This window comes from Puniceibacterium sediminis (assembly GCF_900188035.1).
Taxonomy (GTDB): Bacteria; Pseudomonadota; Alphaproteobacteria; order Rhodobacterales; family Rhodobacteraceae; genus Puniceibacterium; species Puniceibacterium sediminis.
This window is the reverse complement of record NZ_FZNN01000019.1, coordinates 43,616-68,689: the sequence shown is the minus strand read 5'-3', so window position 1 is coordinate 68,689 and position 25,074 is coordinate 43,616. Positions and strand designations below refer to the sequence as shown.

Annotated in this window: 27 protein-coding genes and 1 tRNA gene; 11 read left to right on the top strand and 17 right to left on the bottom strand. The window is 59.7% G+C overall.

From position 1 onward, the window contains the following. Positions 1-146 precede the first annotated feature (146 nt). The 3 genes from CHB75_RS17535 to CHB75_RS17525 form a co-directional block, all read right to left on the bottom strand. Positions 147-797: a DUF2971 domain-containing protein gene (locus tag CHB75_RS17535; protein WP_089272860.1), complete on the bottom strand. Its 651-nt coding sequence runs from the start codon at positions 795-797 to the stop codon at positions 147-149. After that, a complete protein-coding gene (gene parE / locus CHB75_RS17530) occupies positions 794-2,752 on the bottom strand; it encodes a DNA topoisomerase IV subunit B (protein WP_089272858.1) in 1,959 nt (652 codons plus the stop codon). The genes CHB75_RS17535 and parE overlap by 4 nt, the downstream gene beginning before the upstream one ends. 141 nt (positions 2,753-2,893) lie before the next feature. Further along, positions 2,894-4,096 carry a pyridoxal phosphate-dependent aminotransferase gene (locus CHB75_RS17525; protein WP_089272856.1) on the bottom strand — a complete coding sequence of 401 codons (1,203 nt, stop codon included), beginning with the start codon at positions 4,094-4,096 and terminating at the stop codon, positions 2,894-2,896. A 51-nt stretch (positions 4,097-4,147) separates the two neighbouring features. Between CHB75_RS17525 and CHB75_RS17520 the strand changes: the two genes are divergently transcribed. The 4 genes from CHB75_RS17520 (at position 4,148) to CHB75_RS17505 (ending at position 6,949) form a co-directional block, all read left to right on the top strand. Beyond that, the gene (locus CHB75_RS17520) at positions 4,148-4,573 is read left to right on the top strand and encodes a helix-turn-helix domain-containing protein (RefSeq protein WP_425439516.1); all 426 of its coding nucleotides are present in this window, start codon (positions 4,148-4,150) and stop codon (positions 4,571-4,573) included. Then, positions 4,570-4,833, top strand: coding sequence for a succinate dehydrogenase assembly factor 2 (locus CHB75_RS17515; RefSeq protein WP_089272853.1), 264 nt, complete (start codon positions 4,570-4,572; stop codon positions 4,831-4,833). Before CHB75_RS17520 ends, CHB75_RS17515 begins: the two co-directional genes overlap by 4 nt. Positions 4,834-4,920: 87 nt before the next feature. Then, positions 4,921-5,418, top strand: a complete 498-nt coding sequence (locus tag CHB75_RS17510; protein ID WP_089272851.1) for a MarR family winged helix-turn-helix transcriptional regulator — start codon at positions 4,921-4,923, stop codon at positions 5,416-5,418. A gap of 1,054 nt (positions 5,419-6,472) precedes the next feature. Beyond that, complete coding sequence (locus tag CHB75_RS17505) at positions 6,473-6,949, top strand: hypothetical protein (RefSeq protein ID WP_089272849.1); 477 nt, start codon at positions 6,473-6,475, stop codon at positions 6,947-6,949. Positions 6,950-6,968: 19 nt separating this feature from the next. On the opposite strand, the gene CHB75_RS17500 is transcribed toward CHB75_RS17505, so the two are convergent. The 4 genes from CHB75_RS17500 to CHB75_RS17485 all read right to left on the bottom strand — a co-directional run bounded on the left by CHB75_RS17500 (position 6,969) and on the right by CHB75_RS17485 (position 9,853). Continuing rightward, on the bottom strand, positions 6,969-7,649 hold the full coding sequence (locus tag CHB75_RS17500; RefSeq protein WP_089272847.1) for a DUF1194 domain-containing protein: 681 nt from the start codon (positions 7,647-7,649) through the stop codon (positions 6,969-6,971). Further along, positions 7,646-8,356 (bottom strand): DUF1194 domain-containing protein, encoded by a 711-nt coding sequence (locus tag CHB75_RS17495; RefSeq protein ID WP_089272845.1) that lies wholly within the window; start codon positions 8,354-8,356, stop codon positions 7,646-7,648. Before CHB75_RS17495 ends, CHB75_RS17500 begins: the two co-directional genes overlap by 4 nt. Next, the gene (locus CHB75_RS17490; protein WP_089272843.1) at positions 8,357-8,791 is read right to left on the bottom strand and encodes a VOC family protein; all 435 of its coding nucleotides are present in this window, start codon (positions 8,789-8,791) and stop codon (positions 8,357-8,359) included. A gap of 69 nt (positions 8,792-8,860) precedes the next feature. After that, positions 8,861-9,853 carry a surface lipoprotein assembly modifier gene (locus tag CHB75_RS17485; RefSeq protein ID WP_089272841.1) on the bottom strand — a complete coding sequence of 331 codons (993 nt, stop codon included), beginning with the start codon at positions 9,851-9,853 and terminating at the stop codon, positions 8,861-8,863. A gap of 242 nt (positions 9,854-10,095) precedes the next feature. On the opposite strand from CHB75_RS17485, the gene thyX reads away from it, so the two are divergent. The 4 genes from thyX (at position 10,096) to CHB75_RS17465 (ending at position 14,392) form a co-directional block, all read left to right on the top strand. After that, complete coding sequence (thyX, locus tag CHB75_RS17480; protein ID WP_089272840.1) at positions 10,096-11,025, top strand: FAD-dependent thymidylate synthase; 930 nt, start codon at positions 10,096-10,098, stop codon at positions 11,023-11,025. Continuing rightward, a complete protein-coding gene (locus CHB75_RS17475; protein WP_089272838.1) occupies positions 11,022-11,885 on the top strand; it encodes an AbiJ-NTD4 domain-containing protein in 864 nt (287 codons plus the stop codon). The genes thyX and CHB75_RS17475 overlap by 4 nt, the downstream gene beginning before the upstream one ends. 878 nt (positions 11,886-12,763) lie before the next feature. Further along, positions 12,764-13,354 carry an outer membrane protein gene (locus CHB75_RS17470; protein ID WP_089272836.1) on the top strand — a complete coding sequence of 197 codons (591 nt, stop codon included), beginning with the start codon at positions 12,764-12,766 and terminating at the stop codon, positions 13,352-13,354. A gap of 246 nt (positions 13,355-13,600) precedes the next feature. Then, on the top strand, positions 13,601-14,392 hold the full coding sequence (locus CHB75_RS17465) for an inositol monophosphatase family protein (protein ID WP_089272834.1): 792 nt from the start codon (positions 13,601-13,603) through the stop codon (positions 14,390-14,392). Positions 14,393-14,441: 49 nt separating this feature from the next. Here the strand turns inward: CHB75_RS17465 and CHB75_RS17460 are convergent, their stop codons facing one another. Together CHB75_RS17460 and CHB75_RS17455 are read right to left on the bottom strand one after the other, a co-directional pair. Continuing rightward, a complete protein-coding gene (locus tag CHB75_RS17460; protein ID WP_089272832.1) occupies positions 14,442-14,810 on the bottom strand; it encodes a GFA family protein in 369 nt (122 codons plus the stop codon). Next, complete coding sequence (locus CHB75_RS17455) at positions 14,807-15,553, bottom strand: rhomboid family intramembrane serine protease (protein ID WP_089272830.1); 747 nt, start codon at positions 15,551-15,553, stop codon at positions 14,807-14,809. The genes CHB75_RS17460 and CHB75_RS17455 overlap by 4 nt, the downstream gene beginning before the upstream one ends. A 227-nt stretch (positions 15,554-15,780) precedes the next feature. Between CHB75_RS17455 and CHB75_RS17450 the strand changes: the two genes are divergently transcribed. The 3 genes from CHB75_RS17450 (at position 15,781) to CHB75_RS17440 (ending at position 17,065) form a co-directional block, all read left to right on the top strand. Further along, positions 15,781-16,257, top strand: coding sequence for an Lrp/AsnC family transcriptional regulator (locus CHB75_RS17450; protein ID WP_089272828.1), 477 nt, complete (start codon positions 15,781-15,783; stop codon positions 16,255-16,257). Positions 16,258-16,287: 30 nt separating this feature from the next. Beyond that, the gene (locus tag CHB75_RS17445; protein WP_089272889.1) at positions 16,288-16,833 is read left to right on the top strand and encodes a tetratricopeptide repeat protein; all 546 of its coding nucleotides are present in this window, start codon (positions 16,288-16,290) and stop codon (positions 16,831-16,833) included. A 145-nt stretch (positions 16,834-16,978) separates the two neighbouring features. After that, a tRNA-Leu gene (locus CHB75_RS17440) sits at positions 16,979-17,065 on the top strand. A 37-nt stretch (positions 17,066-17,102) separates the two neighbouring features. Here CHB75_RS17440 and CHB75_RS17435 read toward each other — a convergent pair. The 8 genes from CHB75_RS17435 to CHB75_RS17400 all read right to left on the bottom strand — a co-directional run bounded on the left by CHB75_RS17435 (position 17,103) and on the right by CHB75_RS17400 (position 24,867). Further along, on the bottom strand, positions 17,103-17,609 hold the full coding sequence (locus tag CHB75_RS17435; RefSeq protein WP_089272888.1) for a DUF421 domain-containing protein: 507 nt from the start codon (positions 17,607-17,609) through the stop codon (positions 17,103-17,105). Between the two features lie 90 nt (positions 17,610-17,699). Next, the gene (locus tag CHB75_RS17430; RefSeq protein WP_281253235.1) at positions 17,700-19,751 is read right to left on the bottom strand and encodes a catalase; all 2,052 of its coding nucleotides are present in this window, start codon (positions 19,749-19,751) and stop codon (positions 17,700-17,702) included. Between the two features lie 304 nt (positions 19,752-20,055). Beyond that, on the bottom strand, positions 20,056-20,982 hold the full coding sequence (locus CHB75_RS17425) for an energy transducer TonB family protein (protein ID WP_089272824.1): 927 nt from the start codon (positions 20,980-20,982) through the stop codon (positions 20,056-20,058). Continuing rightward, positions 20,979-21,362, bottom strand: a complete 384-nt coding sequence (locus tag CHB75_RS17420; protein WP_089272822.1) for an ExbD/TolR family protein — start codon at positions 21,360-21,362, stop codon at positions 20,979-20,981. Before CHB75_RS17420 ends, CHB75_RS17425 begins: the two co-directional genes overlap by 4 nt. A 2-nt stretch (positions 21,363-21,364) precedes the next feature. Continuing rightward, positions 21,365-21,745: a biopolymer transporter ExbD gene (locus tag CHB75_RS17415; RefSeq protein ID WP_089272820.1), complete on the bottom strand. Its 381-nt coding sequence runs from the start codon at positions 21,743-21,745 to the stop codon at positions 21,365-21,367. Further along, entirely contained in the window at positions 21,735-22,412 is a 678-nt protein-coding gene (locus CHB75_RS17410) for a MotA/TolQ/ExbB proton channel family protein (RefSeq protein ID WP_089272818.1), read from the bottom strand. The genes CHB75_RS17415 and CHB75_RS17410 overlap by 11 nt, the downstream gene beginning before the upstream one ends. Further along, positions 22,409-22,843, bottom strand: a complete 435-nt coding sequence (locus tag CHB75_RS17405; RefSeq protein ID WP_245841050.1) for a hypothetical protein — start codon at positions 22,841-22,843, stop codon at positions 22,409-22,411. Before CHB75_RS17405 ends, CHB75_RS17410 begins: the two co-directional genes overlap by 4 nt. Further along, on the bottom strand, positions 22,843-24,867 hold the full coding sequence (locus CHB75_RS17400; RefSeq protein WP_245841049.1) for a TonB-dependent receptor domain-containing protein: 2,025 nt from the start codon (positions 24,865-24,867) through the stop codon (positions 22,843-22,845). Before CHB75_RS17400 ends, CHB75_RS17405 begins: the two co-directional genes overlap by 1 nt. Positions 24,868-25,074 lie beyond the last annotated feature (207 nt).

Below are 25,074 nucleotides of genomic sequence, written 5' to 3'. Positions count from 1 at the left end.
TCTGGCGTGACGGCGGGCGCTCTGTTGACGTGGCGCTCTGTTTCGAGGGCAGATGCGGCAGCACGATAAACTGCCATTCACAACCGTAAGGAGCGCCCACCCGCGGTCTTGAGGCAAAAATAATGGAATAGATGTTTGTAGAATATCTACTTTTGGAGCCCTTTATCCCATTGTTTCGTAACTTTAAAAGTCTTGAAGGCCAGCCTCGCTGTGGAAATTTCCACATCCTCCCCAACAAGTTTGCGGATCTCCTCTGATTTAGCAGAAGAGTGTGCACCAATAATGACTTCCTTTAATTTCAATTTTCCCGAAAACGGTTCGAAATATAGACCTTCTTCCTCTTTTGAGGAAATTCCGGTAAGTATTCTCCATTCCGTTTCGTAACGCCAGTGTGAATACTTAATTAGGCTGGCATCTTTAAGGGATTCCCAATCTCTTTCATTGGCGATCTGTTGAAGTGATGGGAGTTTTTGCCGAATGTTTTTATAGAGTACGGGAAATGCAATTTTATCACTTATATCGAATCCTAGGCATAAACCTTTATGTGATTCTGCGTAGTGGGACCACAAAACCGGATTGCTCCATCGATCTGAAAATGAAATTAACCCCTTGTCGCGCCAGAGCTGCTCGCGGAGTTTCTCCCAAGTTTTTCTGTCTTCGGCTTTGTCGAGGCGATAGGGGTTCCACTCGAATGGATCATTTATATCTTGGAGTCGGCTTATTTTTAAGCGCCGCTGCTCAAGATTTCGCATGGCGCTTTTTTCAGAGTAGAACTTGTATAGTCTTTTGAAACTCAAACATCCAACTCCTCCACAAACCGCGCGTTCTCCTGAATATACTGATAGCGCAATTCGGGCTTCTTGCCCATCAGGCGTTCGACCAGATCGCCGGTCTCGCCCGGTTCATCCTCGTCGATCGTTACCCGGATCAGCTTGCGGGATTTGGGGTCCATTGTCGTCTCTTTCAGGTCCTTTGCGTCCATCTCGCCCAGACCCTTGAATCGCTGCACGTCGATCTTGCCCTTGCCGCCCAGACCTTTTTCCATCCACATGTCTTTTTCCGCGTCATCCGCCACATATAGCCGCTTGGCCCCCTGCGTCAGCCGGTACAGCGGCGGGCAGGCTAGGAAGAGGTGGCCGTTGTCGATCAGCGGGCGCATTTGGGTAAAGAAAAACGTCATCAGCAGCGCGGCGATATGTGCGCCGTCGACGTCCGCGTCGGTCATGATGATGATCTTGTCATAGCGCAGATCGTCCAGGACGAACCGGCTGCCCATGCCGACCCCCAGCGCCTCGCACAGGTCCGAGATTTCGGCGTTGGTGCCCAGCTTGGACGAGGCCGCGCCCAGCACGTTCAGGATCTTGCCCTTGAGCGGCAGCAGCGCCTGATTTTCACGGGACCGCGCGCCCTTGGCCGATCCACCAGCCGAATCGCCCTCGACGATGAACAGTTCCGTGCCTTCGCGGTTCTTCGACGTGCAGTCCGTCAGTTTACCCGGCAGGCGCAGCTTTTTCGTGGCCGTCTTGCGCTGGGTTTCCTTTTCCTGCCGCCGCTTCAGCCGTTCCTCGGCCCGCAGCACCAGAAAGTCCAGAATCGCCCCGGCGGATTTCGTGTCCGCCGCCAGCCAGTTGTCGAAATGGTCGCGCACGGCGGATTCGACCATGCGGGACGCTTCGGTCGTGGCCAGCCGGTCCTTGGTTTGCCCCACGAATTCCGGTTCGCGGATGAAACAGGACACCAGCGCACCAGCCCCCGCCGTCAGATCTTCTCGGGTGATGGACGACGCCTTGCGGTTGTTGACCAGCTCGCCATAGGCGCGGATGCCCTTGAGGATTGCAGCCCAGAACCCGGCCTCATGGGTGCCGCCCTCGGGCGTGGGGACGGTGTTACAATAGGACTGGATGAAACCGTCGCGCGACGGGGTCCAGTTTATCGCCCATTCGACCTTGCCCGGCTGGCCGAACTTCTCGCGGAACTCGACCTTTCCGGCGAACGGCTTTTCGGCATAGGTCGTCGCCCCGCCCATCGTGTCGCTCAGATAATCCGCAAGGCCGCCGGGAAAGTGGAATTCGGCCTCCATCGGCGTGTCGCCGTCCGGAATCGCCGTCTTCCAGCGGATTTTCACGCCGGAAAACAGGTAGGCCTTGGACCGCGCCATCGCAAACAACCGCGCGGATTTCAACTTCAGCGCGCCAAAGATTTCCGGGTCAGGGTGGAAGGTTACCGACGTTCCGCGCCGGTTGGGGGCCGCGCCGATCTTTTCCAGCTTGCCCTGGGGGACCCCGCGCGAAAACTCCATGGCATAGAGTTCGCGGTTGGTGGCCACTTCGACCCGCAAATGGTCTGACAGCGCGTTCACAACCGATGACCCGACGCCGTGCAGGCCGCCCGAGGTTTCATAGCTGTCGCCGCTGAATTTGCCGCCCGCGTTCAGCGTACAAAAGATGATCTCAAGCGCGCTCTTCGACGGGTCCTTGGGGTGCGCGCCGACGGGGATGCCGCGCCCGTTGTCACGCACAGAAACATGGCCGTTGGCGTGCAGCTCAACCTCGATCCAGGTGGCGTGACCGGCCACCGCCTCGTCCATCGAGTTGTCGATGATTTCGGCAACCATGTGATGCAGCGCACGGTCATCCTTGCCGCCGATGTACATGCCGGGGCGCAGGCGGACGTGTTCCATATCCTCAAGCACCTGGATCGAGGAGGCGTCATAGGTATTGGACGGCTGTCCGGAGAGGAGGTCTTCGGCCATGGATGCTGCTCTTTTGTTGATCTTGGTTGGCGGGGAGTATGGCAGAGGGGGCGATCTGGTGAAAGTCCCTGATCGCATCGCACCCCTAGGTCAGCCTGTGCCGCAATCCCCCGCCGAAGGTCCCCGGCGGGGGATCGCGGGTCAGCTAAGCCCGGCGCAGAACTTCTGAATCCGGGTGCAGGCCTCGGTCAGCACCGCCTCGGATGTGGCATAGCTCACCCGGAAATGCGGCGACAGGCCAAAGGCCGCGCCATGCACAACCGCGACGCCGACCTCTTCCAGCAGGGCGGTGACAAAGGCCTGATCGCTGTCGATCAGGGTGCCGCCTGCGCTGGTCTTGCCGATGCAACCGGCAATCGACGGATAGACGTAGAACGCACCCTCGGGCACCGGGCAGGTGATGCCGGCGGCAGCGTTCAGCATCTCAACGACCAGATTGCGCCGCGCCCGGAACGCCTCGGCCCGTTCAGCCAGAAAATCCTGCGGCCCGTTCAGCGCCTCGACCGCCGCCCATTGCGAGATCGAACAGGGGTTGGTGGTGGATTGGGTCTGCATCTTGCGCATCGCCGTGATCAGAACCTCGGGCCCGGCGGCATAGCCGATGCGCCAGCCGGTCATGGCATAGGCCTTGGACACGCCGTTGCAGGTCAGCGTCCGGTCATACAGCCCCGGCTCGACCTGCGCCGGGGTGCAGAACTCAAACCCGTCAAAGGCCAGATGTTCGTACATGTCGTCCGTCATCACCCAGACGTGGGGATGGCGCATCAGCACATCGGTCAGGGCCTTCAGTTCGTCCCATGTATAACCCGCCCCGGTGGGGTTGCTGGGCGAATTGAACAGGAACCACTTGGTCTGCGGCGTGATCGCCGCCTCCAGCGCCTCGGGTGTCAGCTTGAATCCGGTCTCGATCGAGGTCTCGACCACCACCGGCGTGCCGCCGCCCAGCAGCACCATGTCGGGATAGCTGACCCAGTAGGGCGCGGGGATCACCACCTCGTCACCGGGGTTCAGCGTCGCCATGAAGGCGTTGTAAAGCACCTGCTTGCCCCCCGTCGACACGCTCACCTGAGATGGCTGATAGCTCAGACCATTCTCGCGCAGGAACTTGTCGCAGATCGCGCGCTTTAGTTCCGGGATGCCATCAGGGGCAGTGTATTTCGTCTTGCCCGCCTCGATCGCCGCGATGCCGGCCGCCTTGATGTTGTCCGGCGTGTCGAAATCCGGCTCTCCGGCCGCCAATCCGATCACGTCCTTGCCGCTGTCGGCCAGTTCACGCGCCAATTGCGTGATGGCGACAGTGGGCGACGGTTTCACACGGGCAAGGGTCTTGGACAGGAAAGTCATAAGGGGATCACCGATTTGAATTGAGGCACACTTCGTCATAGGGTGCGCCCAATGACCGATCAAGCGGCTTTGGCCGAAAGGGACAGGGATATGAACGACGACAACTGGTACGGCCCCGATGCGGCCACTTTTGGTGACCGAGTCGCGGCGGCGCGCGAGGCGACCGAAATGACCCAGGAACAGCTGGCCAAGCGGCTTGGGGTAAAGCTCAAGACCCTGCAGCATTGGGAAGAAGACGTGGCCGAACCGCGCGCCAACCGCCTGTCGATGATGGCGGGCATGTTGAACGTGTCGATGACCTGGCTGCTGACCGGCGAAGGCGACGGGTTGGAATCCCCGGATATGGAGCCCATGCCTGCGGACATGAAACAGATGCTCGTCGATATTCGTGACATCCAGACCCACATGACAGAACAGGTTGCCCGGCTTGGACGGCTGGAAAAGGCCCTGCGCAAGACCCTGAAAGACACGCAATGACCGGCTCCGAAACGCGCGAAACCACGATCAAGCGGCTGCACATGCGGTCGATGCGGCGCGGGATCAAGGAAATGGACCTGATCCTGATCCGCTATGCCGGTGCGCGACTGGAGGAGATGGACCAGGACGGGCTGCAAATCTACGACGCGCTGCTGTCTGAAAACGATCAGGACCTCTATCAATGGGTGACCGGTCAGCTGCCCGCGCCCGACAGATTTGTACCGCTCGTTGCGGATATCCGAGAAATCGCGACCGGATAGGCAGCTTTTTAGTAATCCCTCTGAAAATTTACGCTTTTTTGTCTTTTTTCGCCAAATGTCTGCACAGCGCATCAGGCGGAGAAGATAATGAGCATACATTCCTCACTCGGTAAGGGTAACGACCATGACTTCATGGCCAGTTACCTTGAGGCGTTGGCGTTGGTTGAACGTTTGCACCGCCTTTTACTGGACGTGATCAAGGACGAATTCGAACGTGTCGGCGTGTTGGAAATTAACGCGGTGCAGGCGCTCTTGCTGTTTAACATCGGTGATAATGAAGTGACGGCAGGCGAACTCAAGACGCGCGGTTACTATCAGGGCAGCAATGTCAGCTATAACCTCAAGAAACTCGTCGAGATGGGCTTCATGCACCATCAGCGCTGCGAAATCGACCGCCGCTCGGTCCGGGTTCGGCTGACGTCCAAGGGCCGCGATATCCGCGATGTGGTATCCGAACTGTTCGCACGTCATGCGGTTGGTCTGGAATCAAAAGGTGTTCTGGGGCCTTCCGGGGTCGAAGATATCACCTCGTCCCTGCGTCGGATGGAACGCTACTGGACCGACCAGATCCGCTATATCTACTGATATTATTCCAAGTTGATGCAGGCTGCGCACGGACGGCCCTGCGCGCGTGTCGACCGGGCCCCCTCTCAGGGTTCTGCATAGGCACGTTTCCTGGTCAGACGGGTTGCCATCTGTCTGCCATGCCCCGGCTCCAACTGCCATGAGCACGCAACCTCCCATGCGATCAGCGCCTGTCTTTCAATTGCGCTCACGATTCGCAGCTGCCCTGTATCGAACAGCACAAGGTCGCAGCGGCAGTCACCCAATCCAGAAGCGCCGTTCGCCCATGCGGGCATCTCAGGATGTTGTCAGGGTTAGAGATCCCCATGAACAACAGCCCTCCGCCCCACCAGAACGCCGCGCGCTGCGGCAGGCTTTGATCAGAGCTTCGGGCATCCTGCACGGGTCGACATCACCCCCGCAAATCCCGGTCAGTAACTCCTCTAAGGACAGAAACCCGGGGCGCTGCGGCAACGCCTCTGTCATGTCGTGAAATCGACAGATCGCGGCGCGCAGCGACGGCAAGTCCTGCGCCGCAATGGGGCGTCCGTCCGCGAAGGTCTCACATGTCCATCCGTACTCGATCAGACGTCCCGATTTTCTGGGCAACAGAGCCGACACTACAAAGCCGCTCTGCCGCGCCCGTTCCTGTACGCATTTCTGCCAGATCATCGCAGCCGCATCCCGCCCGAACGGCAGAAAACCAGTTTGTGCCCCATGCCCGGCGTTCAAAATACGCGGTTTCGGTGTCCCGAGGTCAGCCGCTCAAGATCGGCCGTAACGCCTCAGAGATCGACTGGCGGTATGTTCACTCTGCTCCAATTTCTCCTGAAAATCGGTGTAATGCGCTGTAATCGCTTGATTTAATTCTATATTCGACGTCACTGAAAAACGGGTTGACACCCGCTTAGATAACATTAAGTTTATCCGAATTAATTAATCTTTGATTAACCTGCTCTGAAAACGCCCTCGTTAGGCCACATTATTACCCTGTTTTTTTTCGATAGTTCGGTTGTGTCCCGTCACTGAGAATTTTGGCGCCTTCTGCCAAAGCCAGTTTATTTAGGATAGTGCCATGAACCGTCAAGCTTTTGCGCTTCTTCTACTTTTCTTCGTTTTGCCCCTCGGCCTCTCATCCCTCGCCGCCAGCCAAGCCAGCGCTGCTCAGAAGTGGGTTCAGTCCGGTCGCGTGCTGGTGATCGGGAACGATCGCGGCGGGTTGCTGAAGGATCGCGCAAGACTGGTTGAACAGCTGCGCCGCGACGGTAGAAAAGTGGAAATCCGCGGAAATCTGTGCCTGTCATCCTGCACGATGTTCCTTGGGGCGCGTAATGTTTGCGTCAATCCCAACACGGTCTTTGGCTTTCACGGTCCCAGCTCTTATGGCCGTCCGCTGCCGCGTGACCAGTTCGATTTCTGGTCCAACGTCATGTCCAGAAATTTCCCGGCCAAACTGCGCGGCGTTTTCATGGCCTCATGGCGCCACCGCATCGACGGCTATGAAAGCGTGAGCGGCGCTCAGCTGATCCGTCAGGGCTTCCGCAGCTGCTAAACCCGCAGTCGTTGATCCGTCAGCGCCGCGAAAACACCGGTCCGATCAACTCACGCTTGAGCTTGCGAACCATGGCCGCCTCAAAATCCTCGAATCCCAGGGCGGTTTCCACAAAGGCATCTGCGCCAGAAATCACATAGGCGCGGAAATAGTCACTCAAATCCGCCAGCCCGGTGCCGATCTGATCCGCACCAACCACCAGCGCATTCACGGTGATTCCGCCCAGCCCACCATGGGCGTCGCGCGGATGCGGGCCAGTGTTGGATTTGCCATCGCCCGAAATATCCAGCGTCCGTTTCCAGCAATCCCCCTGCGGTGCCACAAGCGCTGCGCCAAACATCATCGCCGCCCCAATGGCGGTTGACGGATCGCCCGGTCCCCGCCCCGTAGATCGCAACTGTGCCACGATCCCGTCCAGCGCCGCCGAATCTGTCACCTCGGTCCAGCCCAGCACCAGCCGCTGATCCTGCGGGCCGCTCCAGTCATAGACCGCAAGGCGCACCGGTGTGCCGGGCATGGCCAGCAGTGCCTCGCGCACTTCGGGATGGTTCAAGGCGCCTGCCAGACCATCCAGCTGCAACCGGTATTCCCGCGCGTCAACCGACCCCGACACATCCAACCCCAGCGCCAGCGCCTGCCGACAGGCCGCCTGCGCGCCCCCGGCCCAACAAAGCAGGACAAACAGCGCCAGCGCCTTCATCCGCGTGCCTCGGAATGGGGCCGGGCACGCGACCCGATCACCATGTCATTGATTTCGCGGAACAGCTTGCGGGTCATTGCACGGCGATAGCCTTCATAGCCTTGTGAAATCTCGACAAATGCCCCCGGACCGTGACGCACGAAATCCTCGAAATAGTCCTGCACCTGCGGGTCGGCGCCCAGCACCGCAAGGCCGTTCACCGTGACGCCGTCAAACGGGAAATGCTTGTAGGCCAGTTCGGGGCCGAAGCCGTCATTGCTTATGCCGTCGCCGGACAGGTCGATCACCCGGCGCGAACAATCCGGGGACCGGGCCATCAAAGTGGCCCCATAGCCAAGCGCAAAGCCCATGGCGGTGGGATAACGTGTCTCGCTGCGCGGCGTTCGGCGCAGGGTCGCAACCGCCGTATCAATATCGACGTCGCTGCGCAGCAGGGTCCAGTCCAGAATGGTCACGGATCTCTGCCGCCCGCTCCACTCATAAACCGACAGCGCGACGCCCCCCGGCGCACCCTGCAGAATCGCGCCGCGAATATCGGGATCGTCCAGCGCTGCGGCCAGCCCGTCCCGCTGCAATAGGTGCTCAGTCGCATCCACAGAAGACGACACATCCAGCGCCAGAACCAGCGCCAGCCTGCAGGCATCGCCACTCTGGCCCAGGACAGGCCCGGCCCAGAATGTGATCGCAATGCAGGCGGCGCGCAGCACTTACCAGTGTCCGGTATTTTCCATGCTGGCCCAGGGTTCGGCCGGGGGCAGGGCATCGCCCTGCTGGAGCAGCTCGATCGAGATGTTGTCAGGTGAGCGGACAAAGGCCATATGCCCATCGCGCGGCGGGCGGTTGATCGTCACGCCCGCGTCCATCAATGTCTGGCACATGTCGTAGATATTCTCGACCGTATAGGCGAGGTGGCCAAAGTGTCGGCTATCCGATGGCAGACCCTCGTCGCCATCCCAGTTATAGGTCAGCTCCACATCCGCCGTGCCGTCATCCTGATCCGGCGGGCACAGGTAAACCAGCGTGAACCGACCGCCTTCGCTGTCCATCCGGCGGCGTTCCTTCAGCCCCAGCAGTTTGAAAAATGCGATGGAGGCGTCAAGGTCTTTGACGCGCACCATGGTGTGCAGATAGCGGATCGGCATGGGATCTTCCTCTTTCCTCATATTTCCGTTGCCCCACAGATTAGGCGGCGGTGCGGGAAAGTCGAGGGATCAGAACTGCGAACGCAGCCCCAACTCCAATCCGACCTCTTTTGAATCGTAATTGTCGATATTTGAATCCGTCTTGCGGCCCTGCAACGATACGCTGGGCACCAGCCCGTTGAAGTCATAGCTGTCAAAGAGCATCGTCACCTCTGCACGAACCGTGTCGTCGTCGCGCTTGCCGCCCGAAAACGCGTTGCGCGCATGGTGATTGTGGTCCGCGCTCAGCCCCAACTCGACCGAAGCCCCCAGCACAGGCTGCGCCAACGCCAGCCGCAGGGCAATCTCGTGATCCGCATAATCAAGGTAGTCCTCCGAAGAACTGCCCTCGGCATAGTTGAAACTCGCGCTCACCTCATGCCCCTGCGAAAGCATCGTCGTCACACCCGCAGATCCGCGCCAGGCATGGGCGTCGGCACGATCATCATAGCCCTTCTGCGCCTCGCGCATCGCGCGCAAATGCCCCGTCATGCCGGGTGAAAAGGCATAGCGCACCGACCCGCCAAGGTTGAGGTTGGCATAAAGCGGATCACCGCCCAGAAACACCTGACCCAGCGTCGCCTCGGTCCCCAGGGTCAGCCGATCCCCAAGGCGGAACCACGACTGGTTCACCCCGGCGGTCAGGCTGGTCAGGGTGAAATCACCGCTGTCGAGCTCGGTATGGCTATCCGTCAGGATCACGGTCTCGCGGTAGGCCGACAGGTTCAGCAATGTTCTGGCCGACCCGCCCTCTGCCAGCGTGCCAGCCGTCGCGATGCCAACCCCGGTCCGGGTGGCCGCCACCGAATCTTCGCCGCTCTCAAGCGCGAAACTGAAGGGCAGATCCTGCAGGTCCATCGGCGCGCGGGCATAGCCGCTGTTGATGTTCGACGTGCGCGACATGCCAAAGGACAGCCGCGTGGACCACGTCCCGACGCCACCGCCCCCCGAGCCAAAGTCGGATGTCTGGGCCGTGGCCGCAGTTGCAAGACTGAGAAAGATCGCGATGGGTTTCCACGGCATGTCAGGGGTCCATTTTTTGGGGGATCGGCCAAGATTCACTGCGTTAAACGCCACCTGCGTGATTCTTCAAGCGATCCCGCCATGCTCCCTTAATCGTGATGGCAATGCCCGAAATACGTCCCCTCCGCAGGGCGGCCATGATTCCTCTGACGTTAATTCCCCCGCACCCGATCTGGTGGTTTCTTGCAGGCGCTCGCCAAGATATAGTCGCCCTCGACTCATCTTGTGGGAAAGGAATCGCCATGACCCCGACTTCGCCGAACGCTTCGAACGTCACCGCCGACCAGCAAGCCGAAATCGACGCGCAGCGCAGCGATCCGCAGCCCACCCTGCGCGCCACCGCCCCCGGCATCGAAAAGCACCTCTATTCCGCGATCCCCGTCCTCGACCACGGCTTTGTCCGCGTCATCGACTACATGGGCGACGACAATGCCATCTGTCAGGCCGCCCGCGTGTCCTATGGCCGTGGCACCAAATCCGTGCAGAACGACGAAGGCCTGATCCGCTATCTCATGCGGCACTGGCACTCGACCCCTTTTGAGATGTGCGAGATCAAGCTGCACGTCAAACTCCCCGTTTTTGTCGCCCGCCAGTGGATTCGCCACCGCACCGCCAACGTCAATGAATACTCGGCCCGCTATTCGATCCTTGATCGTGAATTCTATATCCCCGCCGCCGATTCCCTGAACGCCCAGAGCACCGTGAACAATCAGGGCAGGGGAGAGGCGCTGTCGGGCGAAGAGGCCGAGCGTGTCCTGCGCTATCTGCGCGACGACGCGATGCGCGCCTATGACCACTACGAAGAGATGATCTCGCAGGACGGTCAGCAGGGTCTGGCCCGCGAACTCGCCCGGATGAACCTGCCCGCCAACATCTACACCCAGTGGTACTGGAAGGTGGACCTGCACAACCTGCTGCACTTCCTGCGCCTGCGCGCCGACGCCCACGCGCAATACGAAATCCGCGTTTACGCCGACGCCATCTGCCGCGTCGTCGCCGACTGGGTGCCCTTTGCCTATGCCGCCTTTGCCGACTACCGCATGGGCGGCGCGACCCTGTCCGGCACCGCGCTTGAGTGTGTCCGGCGGATGCTGAAGGGCGAAGAGGTCACGCAGGAAACCTCCGGCATGAGCAAGGGCGAATGGCGGGAGTTCAAGGGGGTGATGGGATGACAAGCTTTTCAGAAAGGTTTGGCTTCATCAAAAGCACTACTGAACTGCCAGTCGAAGATATGCCGCCAAGTTTGAGAAGTGGGCTTTGGGATGCTCTAAGAGTATTTTATTTTGACGATATAGGAAGTGACGGTGACGATTATTACAGCGCGGCGCAATACTCTTCAAAATTTGAATATATATCCAAGAGAGTCCAGTTTCATTATTTTCGTGTGTCTTGGGATGAGATGCCACGTCAGCCTTGGAAGTATTTACAAGTAATTAAGAACTTCTTCTTCAGAGAGGATTTTCACAAGGTGTATGAGTTTGTGGAATTCATTCTTAGCTTGGATTCGCCAGAAGGCTCCGTGAATGTTCATAAATTTCAAGATCTATGTAATGATATTTTATCTCGAGAGAGAGCGCAGTTCAGAATTTCAGCTGGCCAGTTCGTAAGAATAACCAACGAGTTGGAGCTTGCTGAGATCAGTGCCGCTGGCGAGAATGGCCTCAGCCATGGCGTTTCAGAACATATTCGCGTATCTGCCGCCTTATATTCCAAAGTTCCCGACGCTGACTATCGAAATAGCGTTAAAGAATCCATTTCTGCTGTGGAAGCAGCTGTGAGGTACGTGACCGGGAAGAAAACTGTGGGTGTAGAAAAGCCATTGAAGATGATCGAAAGTGAATTTTCTATTCATCCTGCGCTGCGTTCTGGATTTGAAAAGATATTCGCATTTACCTCTGACGCAGATGGTGTTCGACACGCACTTCTTGAGGAGAGTTCAATTTCCCAAGCTGACGCAAAGTTTATGCTTGTAGCGTGTAGCGCATTTTCAAATTACCTAATTACACTTAAATCAAATAAACACGCTGGCTGAGAGCAACTCGTAGGGCGGGGTACCTCGCCCGGAATCAAGCCGAAGGCGCCGGGCCAGCGCCTGCCCGTCCGGCGGGCTGGCGCTTTGGCAGGGCAGCGTCGACCTCTGAGCAACGACGAATGTGGCTGGCATAAAGTGCCCCGCACAATCGTCGCAGCGCCACCCCACGGGCAGGCACCGTCCCGGCTATGCCTGTGTGGGTTGCACCGATCCTACAGACAACACCGTCCCCGCACCGCTCCAGTCCGTTCCTTCAAAGAGAGTCAGCACCAGAGGTGCGCCAATCGGAATCAGCACCAGAGGAGCGCCAATCGGAAGCGGCTCGCCTTTGGCGGGACTAGCTGGCGCTTTGGCCGGGCAGCGCCGACCTCTGAGCAACGAGGCATGTGGCCGGCATAAAGTGCCCCGCACACCCGTCGCAGCGCCACCCCACGGGCAGGTACCGCCCCGGCTCCGCCCTGAGTGGGTTGCACCGTCCCCATAGACACCACCGCCCCAGCCCGGAACAAAGCCGCAGGCACTGCCCAGTGTCGGGACAACCCGGCAAAAACCTTCACCCAGCCCGCTGGCTTCGGTGACACGCGTGCAAGCCTGACGCTTTATAAAAGACAGAAATCGCCCATACCTCGGCCAGATCCCGCCGGTTCAGGATGGCATCGGCCAAAAATGACCCATGAAACCCGCCGAAAACGCGCATTTCGGCCAACCTCCGCCGGTTCCCTGCCGCAGTGCAGAATATTGCGGTAAGTGACTGAAATGCAGCCACGAATGTGTGATCGTCTGCGACTGGAACTGTGAAGGGGTCGTGTGCATTTACCCCCTGTCACCGGCGACAAAGACGACAAAGCCGGAGAGCAAAGAAAACAAGGACAGAGCATATGACACGTACACTCGCACTCACCACCGCCCTGCTGGGCACCCTCGCAATGCCCGCCTTCGCTGGCAGCCCCGAAGCCGGTTATGTCGAGCCCGCGCCGATGGCGCCCGCGCCCGTAGCCGTCGTGGCGACGCAGGACTGGACCGGTTTCTCGCTGGGTGCGCAGGCTGGCTATGGCAGCTTCAACAGCGAAAACCCCGAAGACGATGACGCCGCCGGCACCTTCGGTGTGAAGACCGGCTACGACTACGACATGGGCAGCTACGTTGTTGGTGGCGGTCTGCAGTATGACAAGACCGACATCGACCTCGGTGGCGCAAACGTTGACGGCGTCCTGCGTGCCGGTGGCCGGATCGGCGCCGACATGGGCAAGACGCTGCCCTACTTTGCTGCTGGTTACGCCAAGGCGTTCACCGACAATGACACCATCGGCGATTCCAACGGCTACTATGCCGGTCTGGGCATCGAACACATGCTGACCACCAACGTCTCCCTCGGTGGCGAAGTTCTCTACAACAAGTTCGACAAGTTCGACACCGACTTTGAAGCAGATGCGACCACCGCCAACGTGTCGCTGAACTACCGCTTCTGATCTGACGCTTCGACCGTTTGTTTGATTGGTGCGCGCCCGGTCCCTTAGCAGGGGTCGGGCGTTTTTCATGCTGCGGGTGCGAACCATACGCCAGCCATACGCTTTCCATACGGGTTCCATATGCGATCCGTACGGGATTTTCGGCCATTCCGGGCGCTTGCATCAACCACCAACCCCGTCAGCCCTTGGCAAGCGGGATGAGGGCGCGTATACGCGCGGCCTTACCACGAACGGGAGCCAGGGCACATGCAGGGCAGCGCGAATCTCAATATCATGATCAAGGCCGCCCGCAAGGCAGGCCGCTCGCTGGTCAAGGATTTCCGCGAGGTCGAGAACCTTCAGGTCTCGATGAAAGGCGCGGGCGACTTTGTGAGCAAGGCGAACTACGCCTCCGAAAAGGTTCTGCGCGACGAACTCATCGGCGCACGGACGACCTATGGCTGGCTCGGGGCCGAATCCGAAGAGATCGCCGGACAGGATCCGACGCGCCGCTGGATCATCGATCCGCTGGCAGGCACCACGAATTTCCTGCACGGCCTGCCGCATTGGGGCGTGTCTATCGCGCTCGAACATAAGGGCCAGATCGTTGCGGGCGTGGTCTTTGATCCTGCCAAGGACGAAATGTTCTACGCAGAAAAGGGATCTGGCGCCTGGCTGAACGATTCCAAGCGTTTGCGCGTCTCAGGCCGCAGCCGGATGATCGAGGCACTGTTCGCCACCGGGGTTCCGCACGGCGCACGCAAGACCCTGCCGGCAACGGTAAAGGATCTGGCACGGTTGATGCCGGAATGTGCCGGTGCGCGGCAATGGGGGTCGGCTGCGCTTGATCTAGCCTATGTCGCGGCTGGCCGCTTTGATGGCTACTGGGAACGCGAGCTGAAGCTTTGGGAAGTCGCGGCAGGATCGCTGATCGTACAAGAGGCCGGCGCGCTGATGCAGGGCGTACGCGAAGGGCAGGAACCACTCGAGAGCGGCTCTCTGCTTTGTGCGAACGGACAGTTGTTCGATCATTTCGCACGCATTATCCGCGGCACCTGAGCCTGTCCCAAGATGAGCGGCAGGCCCCGCAGGGCCTTCCGCTGGCGGATCACTTGTCCGACGGATGATTCACTCCGTCGGTCCATGTGATCGGCTCATGGTCGCGCGGGTTGACGCCTTCGATCGCACCCATGTTGATGCCGTATTGCGTTGGGTCCGACCGTCGCCGGTGATGGGTATAGATGCCACAGACCGAACAGAAATAATGTTGCGCGGTGTTGGTATTCCATTGATATAACGTCAACTTATCCTGACCGCGCAGGATTTCGACACCGTCCAGCGGGGCCGAAACTGCCGGTGCGCCGCGCCTGCGGCAGAATGAACAGTCGCAGCGCCGTGCGGTGGCCAACCCGTCGGTCAGGGTGACGCGCAGTTCGACTGCGCCGCAATGGCAGGTGACTTTCACAGGGTCATTCATCGTCGTGGCCTCACTTTCGGTACTCTGGTGTGACTGAGTTTGTATTCTGCCTTGGGGTAGGGCGGATGGCCATCGGTGCGCTCCCAATAGGTCGGCCCGCCACGGCGCAGCCAGACCGGCAAGGTCAGCCCGATACCGATCACAAAACCGCCAACGTGGGCCCAATAGGCAACGCCGCCTTGGTCGGTGGCCCCGGCAAAACCACCTGACACCTGCAAAATGAACCACAGGGCAAGCATAATCCAGGCTGGGATCGGCAGGATCCTTAGGAAAACGACAAAGATGATCAGAATGTCGACTTTTGCCTTGGGAAACATCAGCAGATAGCCCCCCATGATACCCGCAATCGCGCCCGAAGCGCCCACAGTGGGCACTTGGGAGTAGGGGTCGGCAATATATTGCGCCAGCCCCGCACCGATGCCGCAGGCAAGGTAAAAGGCGGCAAATCCGAGGTGGCCCATCTCATCTTCGATATTGTCGCCAAAGATGTAGAGAAACAGCATGTTGCCGCCAAGGTGCAGGATGCCGCCATGCAGAAATAACGAACTGGCCAGCCCGATCTCGCCACTTCCGGCGCTTATTCTGGCCGGGATCAGCGCCCAGTCGAAATAAAAGGTAAAAAGCGCGCGCTCATTGCTGAACAGATGGTAATTGGCGATGAATATCAGCACATTGACCGCGATCAGCAGATACGTGACATAGGGCGTCGTGCCAGAAGGATGATGATCGCGGATGGGAAACATGCGCCCGACCTTGGCGGATTTCCGTGGGGCGTCAAGGGATGCCGGGGCCAGAACGGACCGTCGCGCCGCAGTTTGCTGCCGACAGGGCGCGCGCTGGCTCAATTCGGTGTCAACTGGCCGTGGCATACGACGGGAACATGCGCTAGCGTGATCCCTACATCAAAGCCAGACATCCCGAGCGGCGGCGGTCTGGGTCATCGGATGGACTGATCAAGAGGGAATTCGCAATGCAAAGTGACATTCTGGAACTCGACCGGTTCGACCGTGCAATTTTGACCACCCTGGCCGAGGATGGCCGCGTTTCGATCACCGAACTGGCACGGCGGATCGGTCTGTCGAAATCGCCCACTCAGGCACGGCTGCGCAGGCTTGAGGAACTGGGCGCGATCCGCGGATACCGCGCTATTCTGGACCCGATCCGGCTGGGGCTCGACCATGTGGCCTTTGTCGAAGTCCGCCTGACCGATACCCGCGAAGACGCGCTTGCCGCGTTCAATGCCGCCGTGGCGGGGATTCCCGAAATCGAACAGGCCCATCTGATCGCCGGGAATTTCGACTACCTGCTCAAGGTGCGCACCTCGGATATGCGCAGCTATCGGCAGGTGTTGGCGGATCGGATTTCCACATTGCCGCATATCGCCTCGACCTCGACCTATGTGGCGATGCAGGCGGTCAAGGAGATCGGTCTCTCAGATGTGACTTGACCTTGCGTCATGCTCCGTCAAAATCCAGACATGAGATTCAAGCTCGCCCTTGCCCTCTGCCTTTTTGCGGCACCTCTGTTGGCCGATGGCTGCCCACCAGCCCCGGATCATTCGCAGGCGCTGTCGCAACTTCTGGACGACGTGCGCGAAGCGCCGAACGAAATGCTGGGCCGCCAGATTTCCAACCAGATGTGGGAATTCTGGGCCGACGCGCCTGACGAACCCGCCCAACAGCTCTTGGACGAAGGTATGCAGGCGCGGGCAGGCTATGATTTTCTGCGCGCGACCCGGGCGTTCGACCGGTTGATCGCCTATTGCCCAGAGTATGCCGAAGGCTACAACCAGCGCGCTTTCGTCAATTTCCTACGACAGGATTTCGAAACGGCGCTAACGGATCTCGACCGCGCGATTGCCCTGTCACCCGCGCATGTGGCCGCCCTTTCGGGCAAGGCGATGACGCTGATGGAGCTTGGTCGCGACGCCGAGGCGCAGGAGGTGTTGCGCGAAGCGGTGAAGCTGAACCCCTGGCTCAGCGAGCGTTATCTTCTGAAGGCGCAGCCCGGCCAAGAGTTGTAATCGCCGCGTTACGCGGAATGACATCACCTTGGACCGGGAAAGCCTTGTGCCGAGGCCCGCAGTTTTCTACAGATCGGATGTCTTGTGGCAGAAATAATGGTCAGCCGGTTTGCCGTCCGACCGACGCCCCAGGACAGCGCCGGATGCGGGCGTGATGGAATGGTAGACATACCAGACTTAAAATCTGTTGGGGCGCAGCCCCGTGTGGGTTCGAGTCCCACCGCCCGCACCAATTTACAATCAAAAACCCGCTTCAGCCGTTTTCAGTTTTAGTCCGCCCCTTCGACCCCGCGGAGACCGCCAAGAACATCAGACTGTGACAGGCGCACCGGATCAGGGTCGTGCAAGACGCTGACATCGCCCGTGGTTTCCAGCACGACCGCGATGACGTGTCTGGTGTCCCAGACGTTGGCCTCTCTCAGTTTGGCGAAAAGGTCGGCTTCGGTCACGCGCGCTTTTCTAAGGTTGTCGGTACAGATGTTCTGACCGGCCATCAGCAGCAGCGGCGTATTGTCCACAGCACCCTGAAAGTTTGAATATTTCACCCGCAGCAAGGCGATAGCGCCCTGAAACAGGAAAATTGCCGCAATGGCAGCAATGGCGATGGTCAGGTCAAGGCTCTGGTCCACGATGGCCGTCGCGACCAGAGACCCCGTCGCAATGGTCATCGCAAAGTCAAAGATCGACATTTTGGAAAACGAACGAAGACCTTGAATCCGGGTCAGAAGGATAACGACGACAATGATCACCCCGGTTCTGATGAATGGTTCCAGCATGGTCACGTTTCCCCCGGTCGATTTTTTTTCAGTGTCTGGGGCCTGCACATCACCATGTGCAGGCCCGGTTTATACGTCCTTCAGGGCTTCTCAGGCAAGCCGGTCCCAGAAGCGCACCTTGGCACAGGTTGTGACAAAGTCTTTGGCGTCTGTGTTCTTGTCCAGGGCAATGACGCCACCGTCTGGCGAGTCTACTCCAGCGGCTTTCAGAAGCTCGGCCCCGGCACCGCCGACGCCGATAAACTTGCCGTGGGCAAAGGCATCAGCGGCAAAGGTCTTGGCGGCGTGCATCTTTGACAGCACTTTCGCCCCGTCCGATGAAACAAGGATCACAACCGCATCGTACAGAACAGAAGGACCGCCATCAATCTTCTGCTGGGCCGGGACTTCCTTTCCGCCAGCGGTGACAATGCCGCCGATCTTGGGTGCGATCACTTCGACCATGCCACCTGCGTCCTTGACGGCCTTCGTCATGGCGTCAAGCAGACCATCGTCAATGCCATCGCTCAGCAACAAACCCATCTTTCGGCCCGCGAAACTGTCCGGACCGTTCTTGAGGATCGACAAGGCATCCGACGTTTTCAGCCCATCGACCGGGGTGCGCGCAGGTTTGTGTGCCTTGGGGACAGACTTCAGCCCCAGACCGTCCGCCACAGCCTTGGCCAGATCTTTGTCGATGTTGGGCAGGTGCGCCACCAGCCGTTCGCGGATCTGCGGGGCCTCGACCTTGGACAGCTCAAAGACGATGGCGTTCGCGATATGGTCCTGCTCGATCTTGGTCTGGCTGTTATAGAACTGACGGGCCTGGCTGTAGTGATCCGCGAACAACTCACCACGAACCTTGCGCTTTTCGCCGTCAATCTGTTCGGGAAACGACTTGTGCCCCCGGTCGGGATCGGCGCGCGGGCCGCCTTCGGACCAGCTGTTTGGTTCATAGTTGGCACGACCCTTGGGGTTGTGCATCGCCATGTGCCCGTCCTGCTGAAAATGATGGAAGGGGCATTTCGGGGCGTTGATCGGGATATGGGTAAAGTTCGGCCCGCCCAGACGTTTGATCTGGGTATCTAGGTACGAAAAGTTGCGCCCCTGCAGCAGCGGGTCATTGGTGAAATCCACGCCCGGAACGATGTTCTGGGTGCAAAAGGCCACCTGTTCCGTTTCGGCAAAGAAGTTGTCCACGACACGGTCCAGAACCAGTCGGCCGACGATCCGCACAGGCACGTCTTCTTCGGGGATCAGCTTGGTCGCGTCCAGCACGTCAAAGGGAAAGCTGTCGGCAAATGCGTCGTCGAACACCTGAACGCCCAGCTCCCATTCGGGGAAATCGCCATTCTGGATCGCATTCCACAGATCGCGGCGGTGGAAATCGGGATCGGCCCCGTTGATCTTGACCGCCTCATCCCAGATGACCGATTGCAGGCCCTGTTTCGGCTTCCAATGGAACTTGACGAACTGGCTTTTGCCTGCGGCATTCACGAACCGGAAGGTATGAACGCCGAACCCTTCCATGAACCGGAAGGACCGCGGGATCGCCCTGTCTGACATGGCCCACATGACCATGTGCATGGATTCCGGCATAAGCGAGATGAAGTCCCAAAAGTTGTCATGCGCAGACTGTGCCTGCGGAAACGCCCGGTCCGGGGCTTCCTTGACCGAATGGATCAGATCGGGGAATTTCATCGCATCCTGGATGAAGAACACCGGGATGTTGTTGCCGACGATGTCCCAATTACCCTCTTCGGTATAGAGCTTGACCGCAAAGCCGCGCACGTCCCGGGCCAGATCGACGGACCCCTTGTTGCCCGCAACAGTCGAAAATCGCACAAACGCGGGCACCCTGCGGCCCTTTTCCTGAAACAGGTGGGCCGAGGTAAGGTCGGACAGATCCTCGGTCGCCTCAAAATAACCGTGGGCACCGTAGCCGCGCGCATGGACCACGCGTTCCGGAATACGTTCGTGATCAAAGTGAAAGATCTTTTCGCGGAAATGGAAATCTTCCATCAAGGCCGGGCCACGCGCACCAGCCCGCAATGTGTTCTGGTTGTCGGCTACCGGGGCACCCTGCGACGTGGTCAGGACCGGACCGTCGCCAACCTGATGCGGCTCACCACCGTCACCAGAAACGACCTTGCGGTCCTTGATTTCGTTGGATGACTGGGTGTCGGCGCTCGGTCGGTAGAGATTGGTTTGATCTGCCACGGCTCAACTCCTTGTGAATGGTGCCCTCGGTCGGAGGATGGTTTCAGCTTGCAAGGCCAAACACGCCACGCGGCCCTCGGTTCCATTTTCGGGAACATCGGTACGCTCAGATGGTTGCGGACGGTGATTTTTGGGGGGCTTTGGGGCGTCTTTCAGGCGGGATCAGGGCGAGCGCACTGAGTGGACTTGTTCACGGCTTCAATCGCTGCGGGACAATTTTGCGCACTGCTGATACGATCAGAAAAACCTATTTTAGCCGCACGCGCACCGTGAAACGGGTCTGTGTCCGGCTGGGGGGCGGGGGAAATGGGGCGGCGCGGCGCAGGACGTCCAGTGCTGCGCGATCAAGTTGATCTGAACCGGAACTGCGCGCGATGGACAGTGCACCAAGACCGCCGTTGGCCGTGATCGAGAATGCCACAATCGCCTCTCCCTTGCGGGGGTTGCGCGACTGACGCACCCGTTCGATCCGGCGCAGAACCTTGCCGCGATAGTTCGACGAGGCGGCATTGCCTTCTTGTGTGGCAGTTGCCTGGCGCGGGGCGGCAGCCGCGGCGCGCGCCTTGTCAACGCCGCCTGATGAACCAGTGGCGGCATTCCTGCTGGCATTGCCTTTGGGCTCTGGTTTTTTGGCCGCGGTTTTTTTCCTGGGGGCTTCCTTTGGCGCTGCGGCTGTGGCCATCGCTGCGATCTGATCGGGGCGCGCGGCAGGACGCGGCGAACTGCGTGGCGCGTTGGAGCCCTCCACTACCTGGGTGGCGGTTTCTACTGTTGCGGGTTGTGGGGCTGACAATGGCGGCGACACGGTTTTCACCGCTTCAGGTACAGGTTTCGTGGTGGTTATTGTGGGTGCGATGGTTCGCGCCAAAGGTGGGGTAGGCAGAACACGCGCGGCTGTGACCGGTGCGGAAACGGCAGGGGCGGGCGTCGGGGGCACAGCGGTGGCCCGAGTATCGGGTGTGACCCGCTGCTTTGTTGGCGTGTCGGTACGGGCGGCAGTCATCTCTCCGACCACCATGTCCTGAAACGCGTTGCCAAGCCGCGCAACGCTGGCTTCTGCGCCACCTTCGATCCGGGGAGCTTCTCCGGCAAACAGAACAGCCAGCCCACCGAGGTGCACAGCTACAGAAACGACCATCGCCAACACGGGGAAAACGGACGCGCGGAGTATCATCGCAGGGCCTTTTCAGTGATGATCAGAACGGATTTCGGCCCCGCCGCCTGCGCTTCGTCCGCGATCCGCAACAGCGTTTCGGCGGGCAGGTCACGATCCGGCATCAGTCGCACGACATCGCTGTCCTGTGCGGTCGTAAGATAGGTCACAACGTCCGGCAGGGGCATGCCACGATGGCTCAGTCGTCCGTCGGCATGGATTACCAGCACTTCTGGCGGGGCGCGGCCGTCAAGATCGGCGGTGCGCACCAGCGACAGATCGCTTTCCATCGGCGGCGCCAGCGTGCCTGCCACCATGAAAAACACCAGCATCAGGAACACCACGTTTATCAGGGCAATCGTGGGTTCGCGGGCGGTTCTGGGTTTACGGTGGATCGACATATTCAGGGGCTCAGAACATTGACGGCTGCCCCGGGAATGCTCCGCAGGGTGACCAGCAGATCGGTCAGACGCTGTGCGCTGACAGCGGGGGCGGAGCTGACAATGACAGGCGGCGCGCCTGTCCCAGTGCGTTCGGTGATGGCAGCAGGCAGGCGGGCGATGTCCATCGCCACACCATTCAGGCTGAGCGTGTCGGGCGCCAGACGCAGGAAGAGCCTGTCGCCAGAGGCCAAGGTCGCGCCTGTGCGCGCCGAACTCAGCGGCACTTCGGCAAATTTCGAGAATGTCGAGGACAGCATGAAGAACAGCAGCAGCAGGAAGATGATGTCGATCAGCGGCGTCACCGACAGGCGTCGGGCAGGGCGGGAACGCCTAAGTGACATGGACCAGCCCCTGCGAAGGCAGCGGGACAGCGGGCGATGCAGCGGCAACAGTGGCACCCAGAGGTGCCAGAACGGTGGCAAAGGCACGGTCGGCCATGACACGGTCGGATTCGATCCGGGATTCCAGCCAGCTGAGCACAACCGAGGACGGCATGGCGACAGCAAGCCCGACAGCCGTCGTCATCAGCGCGACCCAGATCCCACCGGCCAGAAGCGACGGGTCGACCGAGGAACCGGCCTGTTGCAGTGACTGAAACGCCTCGATCATGCCCAGGACCGTGCCGAACAGCCCCAGAAGCGGCGAAAGCTGCACCACGCTGTCCAGCAGCCGAAAACCGCCTTCCAGCCGGGCAAACCCGGTCTCGGCCTCGGCCACCAGGCGATCACCGGGGGCCGATTGCTCCATCGCCATAAGGACGACCGGCGCCAGATGGCTGGGGCTGGCGCGCAGGGTGCGCAGTGCCGCAGGTGTCTGCCCGTGGTCCCATTCGGCAATGGCCTGCTGCAAGGTGCGATGCCGCCCGACTCCGGCGGCGCGAAACTGCCACAGCTTGAACAGGACAGTCGCCAAAGTGATGATCGAAACACAGATCAGAATGGCCACCACAGGCCCGCCGAGCTCCAGAATGCGCCGCAGCGGATCAAGGAAGATTTGCCCGTGGTTCATCCCAACAACTCCATCGTTGTCCGGCTGCGCAGCACCAGCCCGGTGTCGCAGGCGGCGTCGGGCAGACCTTCGCCGGTGCAGGTGCTGGCGCCATTGATCAGGACCCGTCCGATGGTGTCGCAGGCGACCCCCTGGATATCGAACTGCCGCACCCGTGGCCGCCCGACGGGCAGCGTACCGAAATCAAACAGGGTCAGCCGGTCGATGTCTCCCCCAGCCGTGAATAGCACCGTTTCATAAACCGCGCTGGTGATCGGCTGGGCATAAAGGTTCTGCGCAAGAAAGCTCAGCCGACAGGCACCTTCGACGGTCACGGCCGAGTTCAATTCGAGAATGACGCCCTTGCCGGTGGGTGGATCACCACCACCGGCAAGAACAGTTTGAGGCGCGGTCAAAAGTAGGGCCACGCAGGTCATGAGCAACCTTAGCATCAGAACATCCGTGCCAGGGACAGCTTGATGTTGCGGCCGGGTGCGGGACGGGTGGAAAGCGCCGGGGTATAGTCGCGATCAAACGCATTCTCGACGCTGAACCGGATTTCGGTGCCTGTCAGAACGCCTTCCTGCGGTTTGTAGGTGGCACGCAGATTGTGCACGCCGAACCCGGTGCTGTCGTAGCGGTCATTCTTTTCGTCCTTCTGGGCAGCCAGTTCCCAGCTGAGGTCGAGTTCTTCACCGAACTTCTTGCCCAAAGTCAGACGCGCCGTATCGGCCGGGGTGTTGCGCCAGTCGGTGTCCACGCCGTTCCGGGTCTCGTGGCCTTCGACGATGTTGGCATTCATGTCGACGTAAAAACCCGACTCCATCGCATAAGAGGCTTCAATCTCGATCCCGCGGGTGTCGATATTGTCAGGATTGGTTCCACTGCCACCGGATGCAGAGGTGTAAGAGGTGACGTCGCTAAGCCGGGTCGAGTAGACGTTCCCTTTGATCGCAAAGCTGTCGCCGGTTGCAAACATGTCATGGCGGTCAAAGGATGCGCCCAGTTCATAGGTGCGCGCCCTTTCAGCCAGCTGGATCAGGGTGGCGTTGGTCAGATCGTCAAGGATCGGCAGGTTCTTGGTTTCCGCCGCGCTGCCGAACACCGCGAATCCGTTGCCAAAGGCATAGCGCACCGAAAGGCCGCCCATGAATGCACTGTCTTCGTAGGGGCCGCCGTTGGCGGAATTCGCGCTTTCCAGCTTGGACGATTCGTAGCGTAGGGCGGGCGTCACCGTCCAGGCTTCGCCTATGCGCATGTCGTCCACGGCGAATAGTGCGATGCGATTATCCCCACCACCCGGGGCCGATGACGCCTCTGCGCGTTCCTTGCGGATCAGCTCAAGCCCGGTGCGAAGTTCGTGATCCACGATGCCGCTGTTGAAAAGGCTAGTGTTCTTGAGCGAAAGCTTGGTCGTCTCATACCGGTGATCGGCATTCACCAGCGGTTCAAGCTGTGCAAAAGTTGGGGTGCCTTCGAGCGAGGAACTGCCGGGCACATAGGCTTGATCGATCTGCTGGTCGGCATAGGACAGGGCGACGGTGAGGTCGATCAGGTCATTGTCGGCGGGGTTCCAGCCATAGCTGAGCACCGCTGTACGCGATTTCACGTCGCGATCCACATTGCCAAAGGCATCAGTTGTCGTCCCGAAGGAATCGTAGGGCACATCGCTGTCGCTCGTTTCGGAGGCCGTGTAGGAAAAGCTGAGGTATTGCGACTGACCTGCACCAAAGCTGTACTTTCCCTTCACCATGTAGGATGGCAGTTCGAAATCGCTGGAACCGATCGTGTCGCCGGTGCCGTCGTCCTGAAGATCCTGCTGCCGCCAGGTGTAGTTGGCCAGTAACTCGACGTTCTGGGTCGGTTGCCACGCCAGCGTCGTCGAACTTGTCAGACCATCGCCGTTGCTGCCAAAGGCAAGCGTCTGGCTGCCTGCCAGACCGGTTTCACCATCGGTGTAGTCCGACGCGTCCTTAGTCTCGAGACGGACCACGCCGCCGACGATGCCCGACCCATATTCAAAGCTGCCGACTGTGCCGCGGATGACCTCGACCTGCTTGAAAAGAAAGGGGTCAGTGAAAAGCTGCGTACCGATGCGGTACAGTTCTTCAGATCCGACTGATGCGCCGTCGATCTGAATGGCAACCTTCTGGTCTGTTCCGTAGGTACTGTTGGCGCCGAAGCCGCGAATATTGATGCCCGACCCCTGCGGCGTGGATCCGTTGACCAGTATAACGCCCGGCACGGAATCGATCAGTTCGGCCACCGTGCCCGCCTGCCGGTCGGTAATTTCATCTTCGTCAATTACGGTGACGGGTGTGGCGGTGTCGGTCTGAACCTCACGCTTGCTTTCGCCCAGTGTCACTGTGCCCAGAAAATCGCCCTCGACCGCCTGCGCGTTCGCCGCTCCGGCCTGCATGGCCATTAGAAGCGCGCTCGTTCCCAGCAGCGCCGCGCGCCGATGTGTTCCACTCATCTCACATTCCTTGAATTGGCTGATTTGCCCAGATGCTTGCGAGTGGCTGGCGTGGCGCAGCAACTTCGGGGTGATGCCGAATTGCCGCTTGAGTGCGATAATAAAGCATACTAAAACTGTCAACTATAAAACCAGCCGTTCTGACCGGCTGCCAGCCAATCCGGTCTTCCCGCCGGTCAGCCACCCCTGCAAGACCAGACAATAAGG

Excerpts from the sequence above, each read along its gene's own strand:
- parE (WP_089272858.1), bottom strand. The coding sequence starts at position 2,752 with ATGGCCGAAGACCTCCTCTCCGGACAGCCGTCCAATACCTATGACGCC.
- CHB75_RS17525 (WP_089272856.1), bottom strand. The coding sequence starts at position 4,096 with ATGACTTTCCTGTCCAAGACCCTTGCCCGTGTGAAACCGTCGCCCACT.
- CHB75_RS17520 (WP_425439516.1), top strand. The coding sequence starts at position 4,148 with ATGACCGATCAAGCGGCTTTGGCCGAAAGGGACAGGGATATGAACGAC.
- CHB75_RS17515 (WP_089272853.1), top strand. The coding sequence starts at position 4,570 with ATGACCGGCTCCGAAACGCGCGAAACCACGATCAAGCGGCTGCACATG.
- CHB75_RS17510 (WP_089272851.1), top strand. The coding sequence starts at position 4,921 with ATGAGCATACATTCCTCACTCGGTAAGGGTAACGACCATGACTTCATG.
- CHB75_RS17505 (WP_089272849.1), top strand. The coding sequence starts at position 6,473 with ATGAACCGTCAAGCTTTTGCGCTTCTTCTACTTTTCTTCGTTTTGCCC.
- CHB75_RS17500 (WP_089272847.1), bottom strand. The coding sequence starts at position 7,649 with ATGAAGGCGCTGGCGCTGTTTGTCCTGCTTTGTTGGGCCGGGGGCGCG.
- CHB75_RS17490 (WP_089272843.1), bottom strand. The coding sequence starts at position 8,791 with ATGCCGATCCGCTATCTGCACACCATGGTGCGCGTCAAAGACCTTGAC.
- CHB75_RS17485 (WP_089272841.1), bottom strand. The coding sequence starts at position 9,853 with ATGCCGTGGAAACCCATCGCGATCTTTCTCAGTCTTGCAACTGCGGCC.
- thyX (WP_089272840.1), top strand. The coding sequence starts at position 10,096 with ATGACCCCGACTTCGCCGAACGCTTCGAACGTCACCGCCGACCAGCAA.
- CHB75_RS17475 (WP_089272838.1), top strand. The coding sequence starts at position 11,022 with ATGACAAGCTTTTCAGAAAGGTTTGGCTTCATCAAAAGCACTACTGAA.
- CHB75_RS17470 (WP_089272836.1), top strand. The coding sequence starts at position 12,764 with ATGACACGTACACTCGCACTCACCACCGCCCTGCTGGGCACCCTCGCA.
- CHB75_RS17465 (WP_089272834.1), top strand. The coding sequence starts at position 13,601 with ATGCAGGGCAGCGCGAATCTCAATATCATGATCAAGGCCGCCCGCAAG.
- CHB75_RS17460 (WP_089272832.1), bottom strand. The coding sequence starts at position 14,810 with ATGAATGACCCTGTGAAAGTCACCTGCCATTGCGGCGCAGTCGAACTG.
- CHB75_RS17455 (WP_089272830.1), bottom strand. The coding sequence starts at position 15,553 with ATGTTTCCCATCCGCGATCATCATCCTTCTGGCACGACGCCCTATGTC.
- CHB75_RS17450 (WP_089272828.1), top strand. The coding sequence starts at position 15,781 with ATGCAAAGTGACATTCTGGAACTCGACCGGTTCGACCGTGCAATTTTG.
- CHB75_RS17445 (WP_089272889.1), top strand. The coding sequence starts at position 16,288 with ATGAGATTCAAGCTCGCCCTTGCCCTCTGCCTTTTTGCGGCACCTCTG.
- CHB75_RS17435 (WP_089272888.1), bottom strand. The coding sequence starts at position 17,609 with ATGCTGGAACCATTCATCAGAACCGGGGTGATCATTGTCGTCGTTATC.
- CHB75_RS17425 (WP_089272824.1), bottom strand. The coding sequence starts at position 20,982 with ATGATACTCCGCGCGTCCGTTTTCCCCGTGTTGGCGATGGTCGTTTCT.
- CHB75_RS17420 (WP_089272822.1), bottom strand. The coding sequence starts at position 21,362 with ATGTCGATCCACCGTAAACCCAGAACCGCCCGCGAACCCACGATTGCC.
- CHB75_RS17415 (WP_089272820.1), bottom strand. The coding sequence starts at position 21,745 with ATGTCACTTAGGCGTTCCCGCCCTGCCCGACGCCTGTCGGTGACGCCG.
- CHB75_RS17410 (WP_089272818.1), bottom strand. The coding sequence starts at position 22,412 with ATGAACCACGGGCAAATCTTCCTTGATCCGCTGCGGCGCATTCTGGAG.
- CHB75_RS17405 (WP_245841050.1), bottom strand. The coding sequence starts at position 22,843 with ATGCTAAGGTTGCTCATGACCTGCGTGGCCCTACTTTTGACCGCGCCT.
- CHB75_RS17400 (WP_245841049.1), bottom strand. The coding sequence starts at position 24,867 with ATGAGTGGAACACATCGGCGCGCGGCGCTGCTGGGAACGAGCGCGCTT.